At 46.0% G+C, this 16,635-nt stretch carries 17 protein-coding genes; 10 read left to right on the forward strand and 7 right to left on the reverse strand.

Annotated features, from left to right (window positions below; all coding sequences use genetic code 11):
* Window positions 1–2 precede the first annotated feature (2 nt).
* The gene (gene parC / locus GZN30_RS01040) at window positions 3–2,282 is read left to right on the forward strand and encodes a DNA topoisomerase IV subunit A (protein WP_075649311.1); all 2,280 of its coding nucleotides are present in this window, start codon (window positions 3–5) and stop codon (window positions 2,280–2,282) included.
* Between the two features lie 128 nt (window positions 2,283–2,410).
* Here the strand turns inward: parC and degS are convergent, their stop codons facing one another.
* The 3 genes from degS to zapG all read right to left on the reverse strand — a co-directional run bounded on the left by degS (window position 2,411) and on the right by zapG (window position 5,643).
* Window positions 2,411–3,475: an outer membrane-stress sensor serine endopeptidase DegS gene (gene degS / locus GZN30_RS01045; RefSeq protein WP_075649310.1), complete on the reverse strand. Its 1,065-nt coding sequence runs from the start codon at window positions 3,473–3,475 to the stop codon at window positions 2,411–2,413.
* 174 nt (window positions 3,476–3,649) lie between these two features.
* On the reverse strand, window positions 3,650–5,017 hold the full coding sequence (locus GZN30_RS01050) for a DegQ family serine endoprotease (protein WP_075649309.1): 1,368 nt from the start codon (window positions 5,015–5,017) through the stop codon (window positions 3,650–3,652).
* 182 nt (window positions 5,018–5,199) lie between these two features.
* Entirely contained in the window at window positions 5,200–5,643 is a 444-nt protein-coding gene (gene zapG, locus GZN30_RS01055; protein ID WP_075649308.1) for a Z-ring associated protein ZapG, read from the reverse strand.
* A gap of 191 nt (window positions 5,644–5,834) precedes the next feature.
* Between zapG and zapE the strand changes: the two genes are divergently transcribed.
* The 8 genes from zapE (at window position 5,835) to sspB (ending at window position 12,167) form a co-directional block, all read left to right on the forward strand.
* Window positions 5,835–6,938 carry a cell division protein ZapE gene (gene zapE, locus GZN30_RS01060; protein WP_075649307.1) on the forward strand — a complete coding sequence of 368 codons (1,104 nt, stop codon included), beginning with the start codon at window positions 5,835–5,837 and terminating at the stop codon, window positions 6,936–6,938.
* A gap of 247 nt (window positions 6,939–7,185) precedes the next feature.
* Window positions 7,186–7,614: a 50S ribosomal protein L13 gene (gene rplM, locus GZN30_RS01065; protein WP_075649306.1), complete on the forward strand. Its 429-nt coding sequence runs from the start codon at window positions 7,186–7,188 to the stop codon at window positions 7,612–7,614.
* Window positions 7,615–7,629: 15 nt separating this feature from the next.
* A complete protein-coding gene (rpsI, locus tag GZN30_RS01070; protein ID WP_038866232.1) occupies window positions 7,630–8,022 on the forward strand; it encodes a 30S ribosomal protein S9 in 393 nt (130 codons plus the stop codon).
* Window positions 8,023–8,344: 322 nt separating this feature from the next.
* The gene (gene petA, locus GZN30_RS01075) at window positions 8,345–8,938 is read left to right on the forward strand and encodes a ubiquinol-cytochrome c reductase iron-sulfur subunit (RefSeq protein WP_075649305.1); all 594 of its coding nucleotides are present in this window, start codon (window positions 8,345–8,347) and stop codon (window positions 8,936–8,938) included.
* Window positions 8,938–10,203, forward strand: a complete 1,266-nt coding sequence (locus GZN30_RS01080; RefSeq protein WP_075649304.1) for a cytochrome b — start codon at window positions 8,938–8,940, stop codon at window positions 10,201–10,203. Before petA ends, GZN30_RS01080 begins: the two co-directional genes overlap by 1 nt.
* Window positions 10,200–10,937: a cytochrome c1 gene (locus GZN30_RS01085; RefSeq protein ID WP_075649303.1), complete on the forward strand. Its 738-nt coding sequence runs from the start codon at window positions 10,200–10,202 to the stop codon at window positions 10,935–10,937. Before GZN30_RS01080 ends, GZN30_RS01085 begins: the two co-directional genes overlap by 4 nt.
* 98 nt (window positions 10,938–11,035) lie before the next feature.
* On the forward strand, window positions 11,036–11,671 hold the full coding sequence (gene sspA / locus GZN30_RS01090) for a stringent starvation protein SspA (protein ID WP_075649302.1): 636 nt from the start codon (window positions 11,036–11,038) through the stop codon (window positions 11,669–11,671).
* 10 nt (window positions 11,672–11,681) lie between these two features.
* The gene (sspB, locus tag GZN30_RS01095) at window positions 11,682–12,167 is read left to right on the forward strand and encodes a ClpXP protease specificity-enhancing factor (RefSeq protein ID WP_075649301.1); all 486 of its coding nucleotides are present in this window, start codon (window positions 11,682–11,684) and stop codon (window positions 12,165–12,167) included.
* A gap of 81 nt (window positions 12,168–12,248) precedes the next feature.
* Here sspB and GZN30_RS01100 read toward each other — a convergent pair whose 3' ends face one another.
* Genes GZN30_RS01100 through GZN30_RS01115 form a run of 4 tightly spaced genes read right to left on the reverse strand, consistent with a single transcriptional unit; the run spans window position 12,249 to window position 15,583 of the window.
* Window positions 12,249–12,818: a BON domain-containing protein gene (locus GZN30_RS01100; RefSeq protein WP_075649300.1), complete on the reverse strand. Its 570-nt coding sequence runs from the start codon at window positions 12,816–12,818 to the stop codon at window positions 12,249–12,251.
* Between the two features lie 4 nt (window positions 12,819–12,822).
* Window positions 12,823–13,413 (reverse strand): phosphoheptose isomerase, encoded by a 591-nt coding sequence (locus GZN30_RS01105; RefSeq protein WP_075649299.1) that lies wholly within the window; start codon window positions 13,411–13,413, stop codon window positions 12,823–12,825.
* Between the two features lie 3 nt (window positions 13,414–13,416).
* Window positions 13,417–13,785, reverse strand: a complete 369-nt coding sequence (locus GZN30_RS01110) for a YraN family protein (RefSeq protein ID WP_075649298.1) — start codon at window positions 13,783–13,785, stop codon at window positions 13,417–13,419.
* Window positions 13,760–15,583: a penicillin-binding protein activator gene (locus GZN30_RS01115; protein ID WP_075649297.1), complete on the reverse strand. Its 1,824-nt coding sequence runs from the start codon at window positions 15,581–15,583 to the stop codon at window positions 13,760–13,762. The genes GZN30_RS01110 and GZN30_RS01115 overlap by 26 nt, the downstream gene beginning before the upstream one ends.
* A 63-nt stretch (window positions 15,584–15,646) precedes the next feature.
* On the opposite strand from GZN30_RS01115, the gene rsmI reads away from it, so the two are divergent.
* Complete coding sequence (rsmI, locus tag GZN30_RS01120) at window positions 15,647–16,510, forward strand: 16S rRNA (cytidine(1402)-2'-O)-methyltransferase (RefSeq protein WP_075649296.1); 864 nt, start codon at window positions 15,647–15,649, stop codon at window positions 16,508–16,510.
* Window positions 16,511–16,635: the final 125 nt, after the last annotated feature.

Consider the following 16,635-nt stretch of genomic DNA (forward strand, 5'->3'; position numbering starts at 1 on the left):
GGATGTCTACAGAAATTACTTATGATGGCGTTGAACAGTTGCCGATGCGCAAGTTCACCGAAGACGCTTATCTAAACTACTCGATGTACGTAATTATGGACCGTGCGTTGCCATACATTGGCGACGGTTTAAAACCGGTTCAACGTCGTATTATCTACGCGATGTCGGAGCTTGGTCTGTCGGCATCAGCGAAATACAAAAAATCAGCACGTACCGTTGGTGACGTGTTGGGTAAATACCACCCGCACGGTGACTCTGCATGTTACGAAGCGATGGTATTGATGGCTCAGCCTTTCTCTTACCGCTACCCATTGGTTGACGGTCAAGGTAACTGGGGTGCGCCAGATGATCCGAAATCATTCGCGGCAATGCGTTATACCGAAGCAAAATTATCTAAGTTTGCTGAAGTACTGCTAGGCGAATTAGGTCAAGGTACCGTTGAATGGCAACCTAACTTTGATGGCACGATGAAAGAGCCACAAATGTTGCCAGCTCGTCTGCCGCATATTCTGCTAAATGGCGTAACGGGTATCGCAGTTGGTATGGCGACTGATATTCCACCACACAACGTACGTGAAGTGGCGGAAGCAACCATCCACATGATCGACAACCCGAAAGCGGAGTTGGCAGATGTGATGCAGTTCGTGAAAGGTCCGGATTACCCGACAGAAGCGGAAATTACCTCGCCTCAAGCGGAGATCGAAAAGATTTATCGCACTGGTCGCGGCAGCATTAAGATGCGCGCAGTGTGGCACAAAGAAGGGTCTGATATCGTTATCACCGCTTTGCCGCACCAAACGTCAGGCGCGAAGTTGCTTGAGCAGATCGCTAACCAAATGCGCGCGAAGAAACTACCAATGGTAGAAGATTTACGCGATGAATCGGATCACGAAAACCCAACGCGTATCGTGATTGTACCGCGTTCAAATCGTGTTGATTGCGATCAGTTGATGAATCATCTGTTTGCATCGACGGATTTGGAGAAGAGCTTCCGCGTTAACTTGAACATGATCGGTCTAGACAATCGTCCGCAAGTTAAAGGCTTGGTACAAATTCTCTCTGAGTGGATTGAGTTCCGCCGCTTGACCGTGACGCGTCGTTTGCAATATCGTCTAGATAAAGTGTTAGCGCGCTTACATATCTTAGAAGGTTTGTTGGTTGCTTATCTAAACTTAGATGAAGTGATTGAAATCATCCGTACTGAAGATGATCCAAAAGCGGTATTAATGGCACGCTTTGGGATTACGGATATTCAGGCGGATGCGATTCTCGATACCAAACTTCGTCATCTTGCCAAATTGGAAGAGATGAAGATCCGTGGTGAGCAAGACGAGCTAGAAAAAGAGCGTGAGAAGCTAGAACTGCTACTTGGCTCTGAGCGCCGTCTCAATACGCTACTGAAAAAAGAGATCAAAGCGGACGCAGAAAAGTATGGTGACGATCGCCGTTCTCCGCTGGTGGAACGAGCTGAAGCGAAAGCGCTGACTGAGCGTGACCTAGTACCAAGTGAGCCGATTACCGTGGTGCTATCTGACAAAGGTTGGATTCGTCATGCGAAAGGACACGAAGTCGATGCTCAAGGACTTAGCTATAAGTCTGGTGATAGCTATCTTGCTCATGCTCGCGGTAAGAGCAACCAACAAGCCGTGTTCTTAGGCAGTGATGGTCGTAGTTACTCACTTGAGTCGCATTCATTACCATCCGCGCGCAGTCAAGGTGAGCCTATTACGGGGCGCTTGAATGTTGCAGCGGGAACGTCGGTTCGCCAAGTGATCATGGGTGAGGAGACTCAACTATGGTTGATTGGCTCGGATGCGGGTTATGGTTTTGTGTGTAAAGGTAGCGACTTACTGTCGAAGAACCGCAGTGGTAAAGCGTTAGTGACACTACCGCAAAACTCACAGGTCATGACACCACAGACAATCCGTGATCTGGACAGTGATGAAATCTTAGCGATAACCAACCAAGGGCGTATGCTATTGTTCCCAATTAAGGAACTGCCACAACTGGGTAAAGGTAAGGGTAATAAGATCATCAATATTCCAGCTGCGAAAGCGAAAGAGCGTGAAGAGATAGTGTCGCATTTGATGTCTATCCCTAAAGATTGCTCGATTACTCTGTATGCAGGCAAACGCAAGTTAGGTTTGAAACCGTCTGATCTTGAGAACTTCCGTGGCGAACGTGGACGCCGTGGTGCACTACTACCACGTGGCTTGCAGCGAGTGACTCGCATTGAGATTGACTCAAGCGATGATGCAAGCGAAGAAAGCGTCAGCGAATAAAGATAAAAAAACCAGCCTCGGCTGGTTTTTTTGTTTCTGCAGTTTGAGTGAAGATTGCTTGAGAGTTATTTAATCAAAGCGACTATCCGTTAGGTAAAATCTGTTAGGTAAAGATTCACTTAACGCAATTATTCGCGCGTATCTTCTGCCACTGTCACCGGAATGGTTAACTCTTTACCTTTTCTGAGCACCAACACATCAACGGTCGTACCAGGGCGCAGTTCGGTAACGATTTCCAACACACTTTGGCGACCATTGATTTTTTGTCCGTCGATTTTCAAGATAATGTCTTGTGCTTGAAATCCTGCATCAGCCGCCGGACCATTAGGGTCGACACCGAGTACAATGATGCCACCCAGATGTTCATTACCAAGTAAACGAGCTGTCACTGAGGTGATATCTTGTCCATCGACACCGATGTAGCCGCGAATCACACGTCCATCCGCGATGATTTTATTCATGATTTGATTGGCGAGTGAGTAAGGAATGGCAAATGAGATACCGTAGGTTTCCAAATCTGTTGCCTGCTGGAAGGAGGCGGTATTAATACCGACTAATTCACCGCGCGTATTGACTAAAGCACCACCCGAGTTCCCCTCATTGATGGCAGCATCGGTTTGGATAAATGCTTGGCGCCCGCCGGCACTGATAGAAGAGCGACCTGTAGCCGAAATAATACCAAAGGTGGTGGTTTGCCCAAGGTTGTAGGGGTTACCAATCGCGAGCACTATGTCACCTACCTTAGCTTTGTAGTCAGAGTTGAGCGGGATCACGGGCAGATTCGAGCCTTCAATACGTAAAACGGCAATATCAGTACGGCGATCCTTACCAACAAGTTGTGCAGCGGCAACACGACCATCTTGCAAAGCGACAATAATTTGGTCTGCTTGAGCAACCACATGGTAGTTGGTGATGATGTAGCCTTTTTCACTGACAATAACGCCGGAACCTAGCCCTTGAGTGAGAAGTTTAGAGCGATCTTCTTCAGTGTATTTGCGGCTATATATGTTGACGACAGCAGGTGCAGCCTTACGCACAGCATCATTAAATGAGACTTGTAATGAGGTGATATCACTAATGGGGTCAGTGATGTTGTCTGGCAGCACATTTGTGCGCAGTGACGGTACGGCTACCAGCAGCAGTGCCGCTGTTGCAAGACCGAGTCCTACTGAGCGCAATAAAAAACTGAGCATACATTCCCCAAATGAATAACAGACAGAACAAAATCAGAAGGATAGCATTATACCCAGTACTGTGTCAGGTTGATTCGGTATAGATGTCTATTTCTTCACATCCGCTGATCATGAGGCAGTAAAAAGGGACAGTAAATTGCTTTACTGTCCCTTTAACGTTAGGGCGTTTGACCTTTAGCGCACAACTAGGTAAAGCGTTCGATCACCGCGTTGGATATTCAGTGCCAAAATCCCTTTGTGCTTTTCAACAATTGCACGGAACTCCGCTAGGTTTTTTACTCTTTGGCGGTTGACGCCAATGATGATATCGCCTTGCTGCAATTCATAGCTGGCAGCAGGAGAGCCTTCTGCAACGGATGTTACTTTTACTCCCGTTGCGTTATCGCTAGCGTTGGTGTTAGTGAGCTCCGCACCCGCAAGACCTTCGTGCAGTTTATCGGCGGTGGTTTTAACGTTGGTTTGCTCACCCAGCACTACATCAAAGCTTTTCTCTTTGCCATCACGCAAAACGCCAAGCTCAACCTCTTTGCCTGCGCCTAGCGTACCAATTTTGGCGCGCAGTTCATGGAAGGTGCTGATTGCCTTACCATTGACTGACACAATGATATCGCCCGCTTTTAGCCCGGCTTTTTCTGCGGCGCTATCAGGCATGACTTGGCTAACAAACGCCCCCTTGCTCGATTCATAACCTAAGGCTTCTGCAAGTTCAGACGTGACTTCACCACCTTGAACACCAAGCATGCCACGTTTCACTTCACCAAATTCAAGGATTTGCTCGGTGAGGTTTTTCATCATATTCGACGGAATGGCAAAGCCGATGCCGACGTTACCGCCATTCGGTCCGAGAATAGCAGTATTGATACCAATCAGCTCACCATTGAGATTCACCAGTGCGCCACCCGAGTTGCCACTGTTGATCGCCGCATCAGTTTGAATAAAGTTCTCGAAGTTTTCGATGTTTAACCCGCTACGACCTAGGGCTGATACGATGCCTGATGTCACCGTTTGACCTAAGCCAAATGGGTTACCAATCGCAACGCTAAAATCGCCAACGCGTAACTGGTCAGAATCAGCCAACGTGATTTGAGTTAAGTTTTTTGCTTCTTCGAGTTTTAGCAGTGCAATATCCGACATCTCATCACCGCCAATCAGCTCGGCATCGTACTCGCGACCATCATGCAGTTTAACGCGGATTTTTTCAGCGCCTTTAATTACATGGAAGTTAGTAACGATATAGCCTTTTTTCGCATCGACAATGACACCAGAACCTAGCCCTCTAAATGGGCGTTCTTGTAATTGCTCGGCAGGGAAGTCAGGACCGAAGAAAAAGCGGAACTGCTCTGGAATACGTTGACGGGAAACTTGGGTACCTTCTACATCAATGCTAACCACCGCTGGGGTTACTTTTTCTAGCATAGGTGCAAGACTTGGTAATTGCTCACCACCAACTGAGACTGGAAGCGCTGCGGTAGCAGGCAATGATGTGATGATCGAACTTAAGCTTAGAGATAATGCTGTTAAGACAAGCAAAGGTTTTTTCATCGAATAACTCCTATAAAGTGAGGACCTATTAAGAGCCAACCGCTGAATCGCTGGGTTGGCTCGTTACGTTCTACTTTGTTACGTAACTATTTACGTAACAAATAGCAGAACAATAGTTACTTATGGGAGATATGACTCGAAAAAACCTACTTAGTTCACAGAGGACTAAATTTATTCAGTTTTTAAGAGGCTTTTTTTTCCTCGGTTGGTTCCGGTGCGTCGACGTACTCTTTTTTCTCTTCACGCAGCAGACCCGTAGCCCCGTTGGCATAATCTTTTGGTGCATCTTCTAAAGATTCATCTGCACTCGCTGCCGCTTTTTGCTGAGCGACTTTTTGTGCAAATGGGTTATCTTGTTCTGGAATGTTTGGCAGCAGTTCAGAAGAGGTTTTCGCCATGTGCTGGTAAAGCTTCGTGTACTCTTTACCTAGAGAGTCCAACATTTCAGCTGATTGAGCAAAGTGATCAGTCAACTCTTGTTTTTGCTGTTCAAGTTCAAACTTTGCTGTTTCTAAATCTTTGTAGAGTTTCTTTTGTTTCTTGTAGTCAGGTGCGGTAAAGCGGGAAATAGCAAATCCAATCACTGCGCCAACAAGCACACCTACAAGGGCATAAATCCAAGGCATAATTGCTCCTTATTATTTGTTTTACATGTTGTTTACCAAGTGGTTACACATGCTCATATCACATGGTACTATGAGAAATTAAACCAATAAAGAAAAATGCGTGTGACCCTATCCAGCGAAACTGCGCAAAACATAGTATAGAGCAGAGAGATTGGATAGCTAGGCGCTGCAGTGAAACTAAGGTCTAGCCCATGACACCGTTACAAAGATATAAATCTGATATTGAGCTGCACAACTTCCAACAAGATAGTGCACAGCTTCAAGCCGTCGAAGCCCTCGACAATCTTTATCATCAATTCATTGCTTACCAGCAAACACCCGTCGAGGTTCTGCCTAAATGGAAGAGCTGGTTTGGCAAAAAAGACGTTTTGCCTCAAGCGCCACAAGGGCTTTATTTCTGGGGTGGAGTCGGTCGCGGAAAAACGTATCTAATGGACACTTTCTTTGATGCGCTGCCGAGCGATAAAAAAATGCGTGTCCATTTTCACCGCTTTATGTTGCGTGTGCATGATGAGTTGAATGCATTGGGCGATAAAAGTGACCCACTCAATGTGGTGGCTGACAAATTTAAGCAAGAGGCGGAGATTATCTGCTTTGATGAATTTTTTGTTTCGGACATCACCGACGCGATGATCCTTGGTACTTTGTTTCAAGCGCTGTTTGAGCGTGGTGTGATTTTAGTTGCGACGTCGAATATCCCACCCCATGACCTATATCGCAATGGCTTACAACGAGCGCGTTTTTTGCCTGCAATCGAATTAATCGAAAAGCACTGCTTAATTATGAATGTCGATAGTGGTATTGATTATCGGCTAAGAACCTTAGAGCAGGCGGAGATATACCATTATCCTCTTGACCAAGTTGCCAGTGAGAATATGCAGCGTTATTACTTACAATTGGTCGGTGAAGGTAAAGGGGGGACTCAAGAGATTGAAATCAACCACCGCCAAATCGCGGTAGAAAAAGCAGCAGATGGTGTTCTTCATGCCACCTTTGCCCAATTGTGCCAAACGGCTCGCAGCCAAAATGACTATATTGAGCTGTCACGTATCTACCATACGGTATTGCTGGCTGATGTATTGCAGATGAATCGCACCATTGATGATGCCGCGCGTCGTTTTATTGCCTTAGTGGATGAGTTTTATGAGCGTAATGTGAAGTTAATCATCTCGGCAGAGGTTGAGTTGGAAGCGCTTTATACTAACGGGCAGCTTGAGTTTGAATTTAAACGTTGTATATCTCGCTTAACTGAGATGCAGAGCCATGACTACTTAGCGTTAGAGCATTTAGCCTAAGTAAACAAAATTTTTGCTGTTGAAGTAAAAAGTGGGATCTTTCTTAAAAAAAAGAGATGATTTTTTCAGCTCACTTCAATATAATCCTGCGACCCACCGTTACTGCAGACCTGATATCGAAGTTATTTCGGAATTTGGTCGAGAGTGCCAACCGCTCGAAGGGGTGATGACTGGGCTCTTAGACAGTGTGGGAGTACCGTGGGTACTCCTGTAAAGTTTAATCTTAATTTAACGGGTTATTATTAGCATGAAAACTTTCGTTGCTAAACCAGAAACTGTAAAACGCGACTGGTACGTTGTAGACGCTGAAGGTAAAACTCTTGGCCGTCTAGCAAGTGAAATTGCATCTCGCCTACGTGGCAAACACAAAGCTGAATACACTCCACACTGTGACGCTGGTGACTACATCATCGTTATCAATGCGGAAAAAGTTGCTGTAACTGGTAACAAAGCTAAGAACAAAGTTTACTACCGTCACTCTGAGTTCCCTGGTGGTCTTAAATCAATCACTTTTGAAAAGCTGATCGATCGTAAGCCAGAAATGGTTCTTGAACTAGCGGTTAAAGGTATGCTTCCACGTGGTCCTCTAGGCCGTGCTATGTACCGTAAGCTAAAAGTTTACGCTGGCGCTGAGCACAACCATGCTGCTCAACAACCACAAGTACTAGACATCTAATCGGGGATTTCGAAAATGGCAGAGAATCAATACTACGGCACTGGCCGTCGCAAAAGCTCAGCTGCACGTGTTTTCATCAAACCAGGCAGCGGCAACATCGTAATCAACAAGCGTAGCCTTGATGAATACTTCGGTCGTCCAACTTCTCGCATGGTTGTTAAACAACCTCTAGAGCTAGTTGAACTAACTGAGAAACTAGACCTATACGTTACTGTTAAAGGTGGCGGTATTTCTGGTCAAGCTGGTGCGATCCGTCACGGTATCACACGCGCTCTAATGGAATACGATGAGTCTTTCCGTCCTGCTCTACGTGCAGCTGGTTACGTTACTCGTGACGCTCGTTGCGTTGAACGTAAGAAAGTTGGTCTACGTAAAGCACGTCGTCGTCCACAGTTCTCTAAGCGTTAATCTTTTTACAAAGATTCGCTTCCAGTTTTACTGGATGTGGCGTCAAAAGCCTGGCTATATGCCAGGCTTTTTGTTTTTCTGCGCCAAGTAAATCTTTTCCCAATCTCATCTGCAAAAATACTTCCCACATCAATGTTCTGCTTTTGTGACGACTTTAGCGTTTGTATTCATAAATGTTGCAAAAAAGTAGCTTTACCTTGTCAAAAAGTAGGGTTTTAATTATCATTTGCGCTCAAATAAATACAACAAAACTCAATTTGTTAGCCATGCTCTTGGTAAGGAATAACAATAATCCATAAGGAGCAAATGGGAGAATGTTTGGATGAGCAATGCGCCTTTAAATAACGGTCGTAGACGCTTTCTGACCGCAACAACAGCCGTTGTTGGTGGTTTGGGAGCTGCAGCGGTTGCCGTGCCTTTTATTAAATCTTGGAACCCAAGTGAAAAAGCGAAAGCAGCAGGTGCCCCAGTTGAAGTTGATGTCAGCAAACTGGAAGAGGGGCAGATGGTGCGCGTGGAATGGCGAGGTAAACCTGTATGGGTTGTCCGCCGCGCACAGACAGTTGTGGATACTTTAAACGAACTTGATGGTCAACTTCGTGACCCAGCATCTGGCGAAGAGCAGCAACCTGCTTACGCACAGAATGCTTTCCGTTCTATCAAACCAGAATACTTTGTTGCCGTGGGCATCTGTACTCACCTTGGATGTTCTCCTACCTATTTGCCTGACAGTTTCAGCGAGCAGGTTCAAGGTGTTAAGTCGGGCTTCTTCTGCCCATGTCACGGTTCAAAATTCGATATGGCTGGACGCGTATTCTCAGGCGTACCAGCACCATTAAACCTGGTGGTGCCTAAGCATATGTACTTAAGCGATACCAGGATCATGATCGGTGTTGATGAAGAAGGGGAGGCATAATGCAAGCTCTACTGGATTGGGTAGAAAAACGCTTACCCGCAATGAATGCGTACAAGAAGCACCTTTCTGAATATCCAATGCCAAAGAACTTTAACTTTTGGTATTTATTCGGCTCACTAGCAATGTTGGTGCTTGTTAACCAAATCCTAACCGGGATCTGGTTAACCATGAACTACGTTCCTTCTGGTGAAGGTGCGTTTGCTTCGATTGAATACATTATGCGTGATGTGGAATACGGTTGGTTGCTGCGTTATATGCACTCAACGGGCGCGTCAGCATTCTTCGTCGTGGTTTACCTCCACATGTTCCGCGGTTTGATTTACGGCTCGTACCAAAAGCCACGTGAATTGCTGTGGGTGTTTGGTATGCTGATCTTCCTCGTGTTGATGGCTGAAGCCTTTATGGGTTACCTACTGCCTTGGGGACAAATGTCATACTGGGGTGCACAGGTAATCATTTCGCTGTTTGGTGCGATTCCGGTGATTGGCGATGACCTAACGCTTTGGATTCGTGGTGACTACGTGATTTCAGGTGCAACGCTAAACCGTTTCTTTGCCCTTCACGTTATTGCGCTGCCAATCGTACTGTTACTACTTATCGTATTGCACGTGTTGGCACTGCACGAAGTGGGCTCAAACAACCCGGATGGTATTGAGACCAAACTGCCAAAAGGCACGATGGGCGACGATTACCAAACGCAGTTCAAGTTCCATGATTACTACTCGAAGAAGTACGACATCATCGATTCTATCCCGTTCCACCCTTACGGTACGGTGAAAGATTTGGTGGGTGTCGCTGGCTTCCTATTCTTGTTCTGCTATGTGCTGTTCTTTAACCCAGAGATGGGCGGCTACTTCCTTGAGCCACCTAACTTTGAAGCCGCTAACCCACTGAAAACACCAGAGCATATTGCTCCTGTTTGGTACTTCACTCCGTTCTACGCAATTTTGCGTGCGGTTCCAGACAAACTACTTGGTGTTATTGCAATGGGTGCGTCAATTGCAGTGCTATTTGTTCTGCCTTGGCTAGACCGTTGTAAAGTTCGCTCTTACCGTTACCGCAGTAAGTTCCACTTAATCAACATCATTCAGTTCACCATCAGCTTTATCGCGTTGGGTATCTTAGGTGCGCTTCCAGCGACACCGCTATACACGCTACTCGCGCAGATCTTTAGCTTAGGTTACTTCATGTTCTTCGTTCTACTGTACTTCTACAGTAAGAATGAGGCGACGAAACCATTACCAGAGAGGGTGACATTCAAATGAAAAAGTGGATTTTAGTTTTGTTTGCCATGTTGCCATCACTGGCGCTGGCTGCGGGCGCAAACGTACCGTTAGATAAAGCCAATAACGATCTGAGTGATCAAGCATCACTGCAAAATGGCGCTAAGCTATTTATGAACTACTGCTTTGGCTGTCACTCAGCGCAGTATCAACGTTACGAGCGCGTTGCACGTGATATCGGCATTCCAGTTGAGCTGATGAAAGAGAACCTGATCTTTGACCCGAATGCCAAAGTGGGTGATCTGATGGAAAATGCCATGCCAGAGAAGCAAGCCGCTAAGTGGTTTGGTGGTCCAGCTCCAGATCTCACTCTAGTGGCGCGCGTTCGTGGTACTGATTGGCTATACACTTACTTACGTTCGTTCTATGAAGATCCTTCTCGTCCGTTTGGCGTGAATAACGTGGTGTTCCCAAGTGTTGGTATGCCGCATGTGTTGGAAGAGCTACAAGGTATTCCTACACCGGTTATGGGCACGAAAGTGGTTGATGGTGAAGAAGTACAAGTCGTGGTTGGTATCGAGACAGATGGTTCTGGTGAGCTAAACTCAGAAGAGTACGATGATGCTGTTCGTGATTTGGTTAACTTCCTTGAATATTCAGGCGACCCGGTGAAACTTGAACGTCACACCTTAGGTTGGTGGGTAATGGGCTTCTTAGTGATCTTCACGATTGTGGTAGTGTTGCTTAAGAAAGAGTATTGGCGTGATGTGCATTAATTGTGCTATCATGTCGTGCTAATTACCATATTTGACTGTTTACAATGGAGGCTTAGCCTCCATTGTTTTTTATTTCTGTAAGTGTGCTGGAGGGCTCCATGGCTGTAGCTGCCAATAAACGTTCTGTGATGACTCTATTCTCAAGTGCATCTGATATGTATAGCCATCAGGTGCGTATTGTTCTCGCTGAAAAGGGCGTAAGCGTTGAGGTTGAGCTAGTTGATGAAGCGAACTTGCCTGCGGAATTGATTGAGTTAAACCCATACAAAACTGTTCCAACTCTGGTTGATCGCGAGCTAGCTCTATATGACTCAAAAATCATCATGGAGTACCTAGATGAGCGTTTCCCTCATCCACCTCTAATGCCTGTTTACCCAGTTGCTCGTGGTAACAGCCGTCTAATGATCTACCGTATCGAAAAGAACTGGTACTCACTAGCAGAGAAAGTGGTAAATGGTACAGCTGAAGAATCAGATGCTGCGCGTAACAAACTACGTAACGACCTACTAACTCTAGGTCCAGTTTTCGCAGAATTCGAATACTTCATGAGCGAAGAGTTCAGCCTAATCGACTGTTACCTTGCTCCGCTACTATGGCGTTTACCTCAACTAGGTATCGAGCTTGTAGGTCCTGGCTCTAAAGAGCTGAAAGTGTATATGAACCGCGTATTTGAACGTGATTCATTCCTAGCTTCACTAACTGAAGCTGAACGTGAAATGCGCCTAGTTCGTTAATTTCACTGCAATGGATATTTCTAATATGACACCTCGCCGCCCATATTTGCTACGCGCATTTTATGAGTGGCTGGTGGACAATGATTTAACGCCTCACTTAGTTGTAGCGGCGACGCTACCGGGTGTGCGTGTACCACAAGAGTTTGTTCAAGATGGACAAATCATTCTTAACGTGGCACCACGCGCAGTTGGTAATTTGCAACTTGGTGATGATGAAATCACGTTTAACGCTCGCTTTAGCGGTCGCCCACACGTTGTGATTGTGCCTCTGTATGCGGTTCAAGCTATTTACGCCCGTGAAAACGGTGCGGGTACAATGTTTGACCCAGAAGAAGCTTACATGGATGTGTTTGACGACACTGAAGATGGCTTCATTGAAGAAGTGGAAGAGAGCGCAGGTTTATCACTAGCGGAGGAATCGGTTGAAGATTCTGTTACGCCTGATGATGAACCACCACGACCAAAAGGTCGTCCAAGTCTACGTGTAGTTAAATAGTACTGCTCGTAGGTAGCAAGTAGAATAAAAAAAGCAGCGTATTCACGCTGCTTTTTTGTTGCCGAAAACAATAGGAATGGATTAATCGCCGTATTGGAAGGCTTTGATTACCTGTTTAACACCAGAGACATTGCGTGCGATCTCAGCCGCTTGATCGGCATGCGCGTGAGAAACGTAACCCAGCAAGAACACTTCTCTATCTTCTGTAATCACTTTAATTTTCACTGAAGCTAATTCTTTGTCAGTCACAATCGCCGACTTCACTTTGGTCGTAATCCAGCTATCGTGGCTGATCTCACCAATGGACAGTGGCTGTTTGATACGAACTTGATTATGAATTTGCGTCACGCCTGACACTTGACGCGCTTGCTGTTCAAATTCATTCAGCAGCTGCTCGTTACTCGCTTGCCCCATCAAAACAACAATACCTTTGTAAGAGCTGGCACTGATGCGAACCGCGCCTTTATAAGGGGCCTTGTTCGTCAGACCGGCAACTTCAAGCTCTATATTGCTGTCGTTCCAAATCTCTTTGGTGGTGCGCGTGTCGGTGACTAAGTTGACTGTGGTAGCAGCGCCGGCGACGAACAAACCTGCACATCCGGTGCTAGAGAGTAAAACTAGGCTAACAAATAGGGCTTTTACAAACTTCATCTCATTACTCTTCGTGAGCTGGGAATAGAACTTGGTCTATCAAATCACATAAGCAGTGTAAGGTCACCATATGGACCTCGTGAATTCTTGCCGTTCTGTGAGATGGAATACGAATTTCCACATCATGCTCACCCAACAGCCCTGCCATTTCACCACCATCTTTGCCGGTAAGTGCAATAATGGTCATGTCACGGGTTACTGCCGCTTCCATCGCCTTGATGATGTTTTTGCTATTACCACTGGTAGATATCGCCAGTAAGATATCGCCTGGTTGGCCAAATGCACGCACTTGTTTCGAGAAGATTTGCTCGTAGTGGTAGTCATTGGCTACTGCGGTTAACGTCGTGTTGTCAGAGGTTAGCGCCATCGCTGGTAGGCTAGGGCGTTCAGTCTCAAAACGGTTGAGTAGACAAGAAACAAACTGTTGTGCATTGGAAGACGAGCCGCCGTTACCACAGCAGAGAATCTTGTTGCCATTCAGTAGGCTAGAAACCATCGCTTGAGCAGCATGAGTAATGGCATCTGGTAGTGCTTCTGCCGCTGCAATTTGAATTTGAATGCTTTCTGTGAAGCTCTCTTTAATGCTATCGAGCATCAGTTATCCTTGCGTGATTGCGTTTTTTATCCATTCTACTTGTTCACCATTGTGATGAATAGCGACTAAGTCAAAACGAATATGAGTTGTGTGAATAGACAAGCCTTGTTTAAGCAGCCATAAGTTGGCCGCTTTCAACAGTCGTTGCTGTTTAGCGTAAGTCACTGTCTCGGCAGCATGTCCAAAATGTTGATTTTTACGATAGCGCACTTCGACAAAAACAATGCAGTCGTTATCTTGCATGATAAGGTCGAGTTCACCACCTTTGATGCGGAAGTTACGCGCGATCAGTGTCAAACCACAAGCGGAAAGGTGTTTCTCCGCTTGTGATTCAAAGAACAGCCCTTTATTCAGCTTGCTCAGCAGTGCCATGCTCTGCCCAGCTAATCTCTCGCTGTACAACACAGTTACTGTCGATGCTAAGCACGCCCGTATTACCGTTGACCGTCGCACCTTGAACGACTTTCATTTGTGGTAACTGTTCCATCAGTAGGTAGGCATCCATCCCCAGTGCTTGTAGGCGTTTCTCTGCGTTTGACCCTTTCGGCCACATTTGATTCATTTGTGCTTCAATGGCACTGTTTGGCTGAATCAGCAATGGAATGTCGCTGTACATAACACCGGTCAGATCTTCATATTGCTGACGACCACTGTTACTGCGTGAGTTTGAGAACAGTTTTGGTGGATTGGTGTCTGGGTTGATTGCCACTTCAATAAACGGTTTGATCAGCGTTAGTTCACTGCTACCTGCAACAATATAAACCGCATCAATATCACGACGGCTACGAGGTTGGCTTTCCAACTGCATGCCTAACAGTGATTCCATTTGTGCGATGTGCTGCTGACTCTCTTGTAAGCCGAACGCTGTGTTAATGCTGCGCTGAAGTTGGCGCTTGTCTGTGAATAGGTTTACCGCAACTTTATTGGTGCTGTATTTATCCCACTCTTGATCAAATGCTTCAACCACTCGCTGACCTAAGCGACCTTTCGGTGCTAAGATCAGTGGGTAACGGTAGCCTTGTTGATATAAATGTTTCGCCGCTTGCGCCACTTCTTGCTCTGGCGATAGTGCTAGGTAACATACGTTGCTACCTGACTGAATATCATCAGGAATATTAAGCGCGAGCATTGGTAGTGGCGCGCCTGTTGCGGTCTGCGCTTGTTGCAGTGCGGCAATGTTACTCTTCACCAGTGGACCAACAACAAAATCGATGTTTTTGTCGATGAAGGTTTGCTGCAGGCTTGCCGGATCATTAACGTTAGTATCAATCACCGTTAGCGTGGCGTTTGGATCGCGCTGCTCGTCGTTCATCATCTGTAGAATGAAGCCATCGCGGATCAGTTGAGCTTGTTTAGCAAACTTACCAGATAGCGGTAATAGTAGTGCCGTATTAACAGGTTTGGTGATTTCTAGCGAGAGAATGTTTTCAATCGCTTCTGGTGTGTATAGTGCTGCTGGATGGTTTGGGTTATCCACGAGCCATTGTTCAATGCTACTTTTCAGCTGAGTAATATTGCCTGCGAGAGTGGCATTATAAGTCGCTAGTTGTACCCAACCTGCAAATACCGTCTCATTTGGATTGACAGTAAATTGGTTTAATTCTTGCGCTGAGTATTGCGTGAGGTTTTCCCAAATGCTTTGTGCAAGATAGCTCTGTTGCGACTTGCTTTCAAACTCAGTTAGCAAAGACTGCTCACGTGCTGCAGCGAAGTAGTTTTGCTGTTTGGCAAAAATGTCGGCGCGCAATTGGTAATATTCTTGCCATTGCTCATTGGCTAAGCGCCAAGTTGGACGGAAATTAAGTAATTCACCAGCTTGAACAAACTGTTGGTTGTTATAAAGCATTTGTGCACGAGCCAACTGCCACTCTGCTTGTTGCATATCGGTCAGCGGTTGGCGTGAGAGACGTGCGATAAGCAGGTTAGCTTGATTTGTATCGTTCGCTTCAACGGCTGCTTTCAGCGCCATGATTAACCAATCACTTTGCAAACTACCTTGGCTACTGTCTGCTTGGATCAAATAGTCAGTGACAGAACGAGTCGGATCACTTGTGATATCGACGCCTCGAGATGTCGATGAAGTAGACGAACACGCCGCTAAAACGACCGCGAGGGCTACAGGAGTGAGTAAGCGTGGTACACTTAATCGCTTGTGGTTATTCTTGGCCATGAGTTCTTTGTAAATTCCGTATAAGATTGTGTCTATATTAATCGTTGAAGTGATGCTAAACAAATGACAGATAATAAAACCTTACCTGCACAGATCCCAACTCTCTACATTGTACCGACTCCAATTGGTAATTTAGGTGATATCACCCAACGTGCGATTGAAGTCCTAAATAGTGTAGATCTTATTGCAGCAGAAGATACCCGTCATACCGGTAAGTTACTAGCTCACTTTAATATTTCGACCAAAACTTTCCCATTGCATGACCATAATGAGCAGCAAAAAGCACAAGTTTTGGTGGAAAAATTATTATCGGGTCAATCTATCGCGTTAGTTTCTGATGCGGGAACACCACTTATCAGTGACCCAGGTTACCATCTTGTGTCGCAATGTCGTCAAGCGGGCGTAAAAGTTGTACCTCTGCCGGGTGCTTGTGCTGTTATCACAGCGTTAAGTGCATCTGGCTTGCCTTCTGATCGCTTTAGCTTCGAAGGCTTTTTACCACCAAAGAGTAAAGCAAGAAAAGATAAGTTGCTAGAAATCGCGAAAGTTGAGCGCACTTGTATCTTCTATGAGTCGCCACATCGTATTTTAGACTCACTTGATGATATGTTGGATATCCTCGGTCCTGAGCGTGAAGTCGTGTTGGCGCGTGAGCTCACCAAAACGTTTGAAACCTTCCAAGGTTTGCCGCTGGGTGAGTTGGTTGAATGGGTTAAAGCTGATGAAAACCAGCAGCGTGGCGAAATGGTACTGCTGGTACATGGTCACCGTGAAGTGGCTGACAACACATTGCCAGATGAAGCGTTACGTACACTGGCGATTTTGACTAAAGAGTTGCCATTGAAAAAAGCCGCAGCACTGGCAGCAGAAATTTACAATCTGAAAAAGAACGCACTCTACAAGTGGGGTTTGGAGAATCTGGATTAAGGTAATAGGAACGCTGCGCTTCGGGAGGTGGGAACGGACTTCGTCCTACGGAACGTTTTGCTTCCCGACGTAGTAAAGTGCGTTGCATTAGTACGCGCTAGTCTAAGATTTGTCATTCCATAGAG

Source organism: Vibrio ponticus, assembly GCF_009938225.1.
Taxonomy (GTDB): Bacteria; Pseudomonadota; Gammaproteobacteria; order Enterobacterales; family Vibrionaceae; genus Vibrio; species Vibrio ponticus.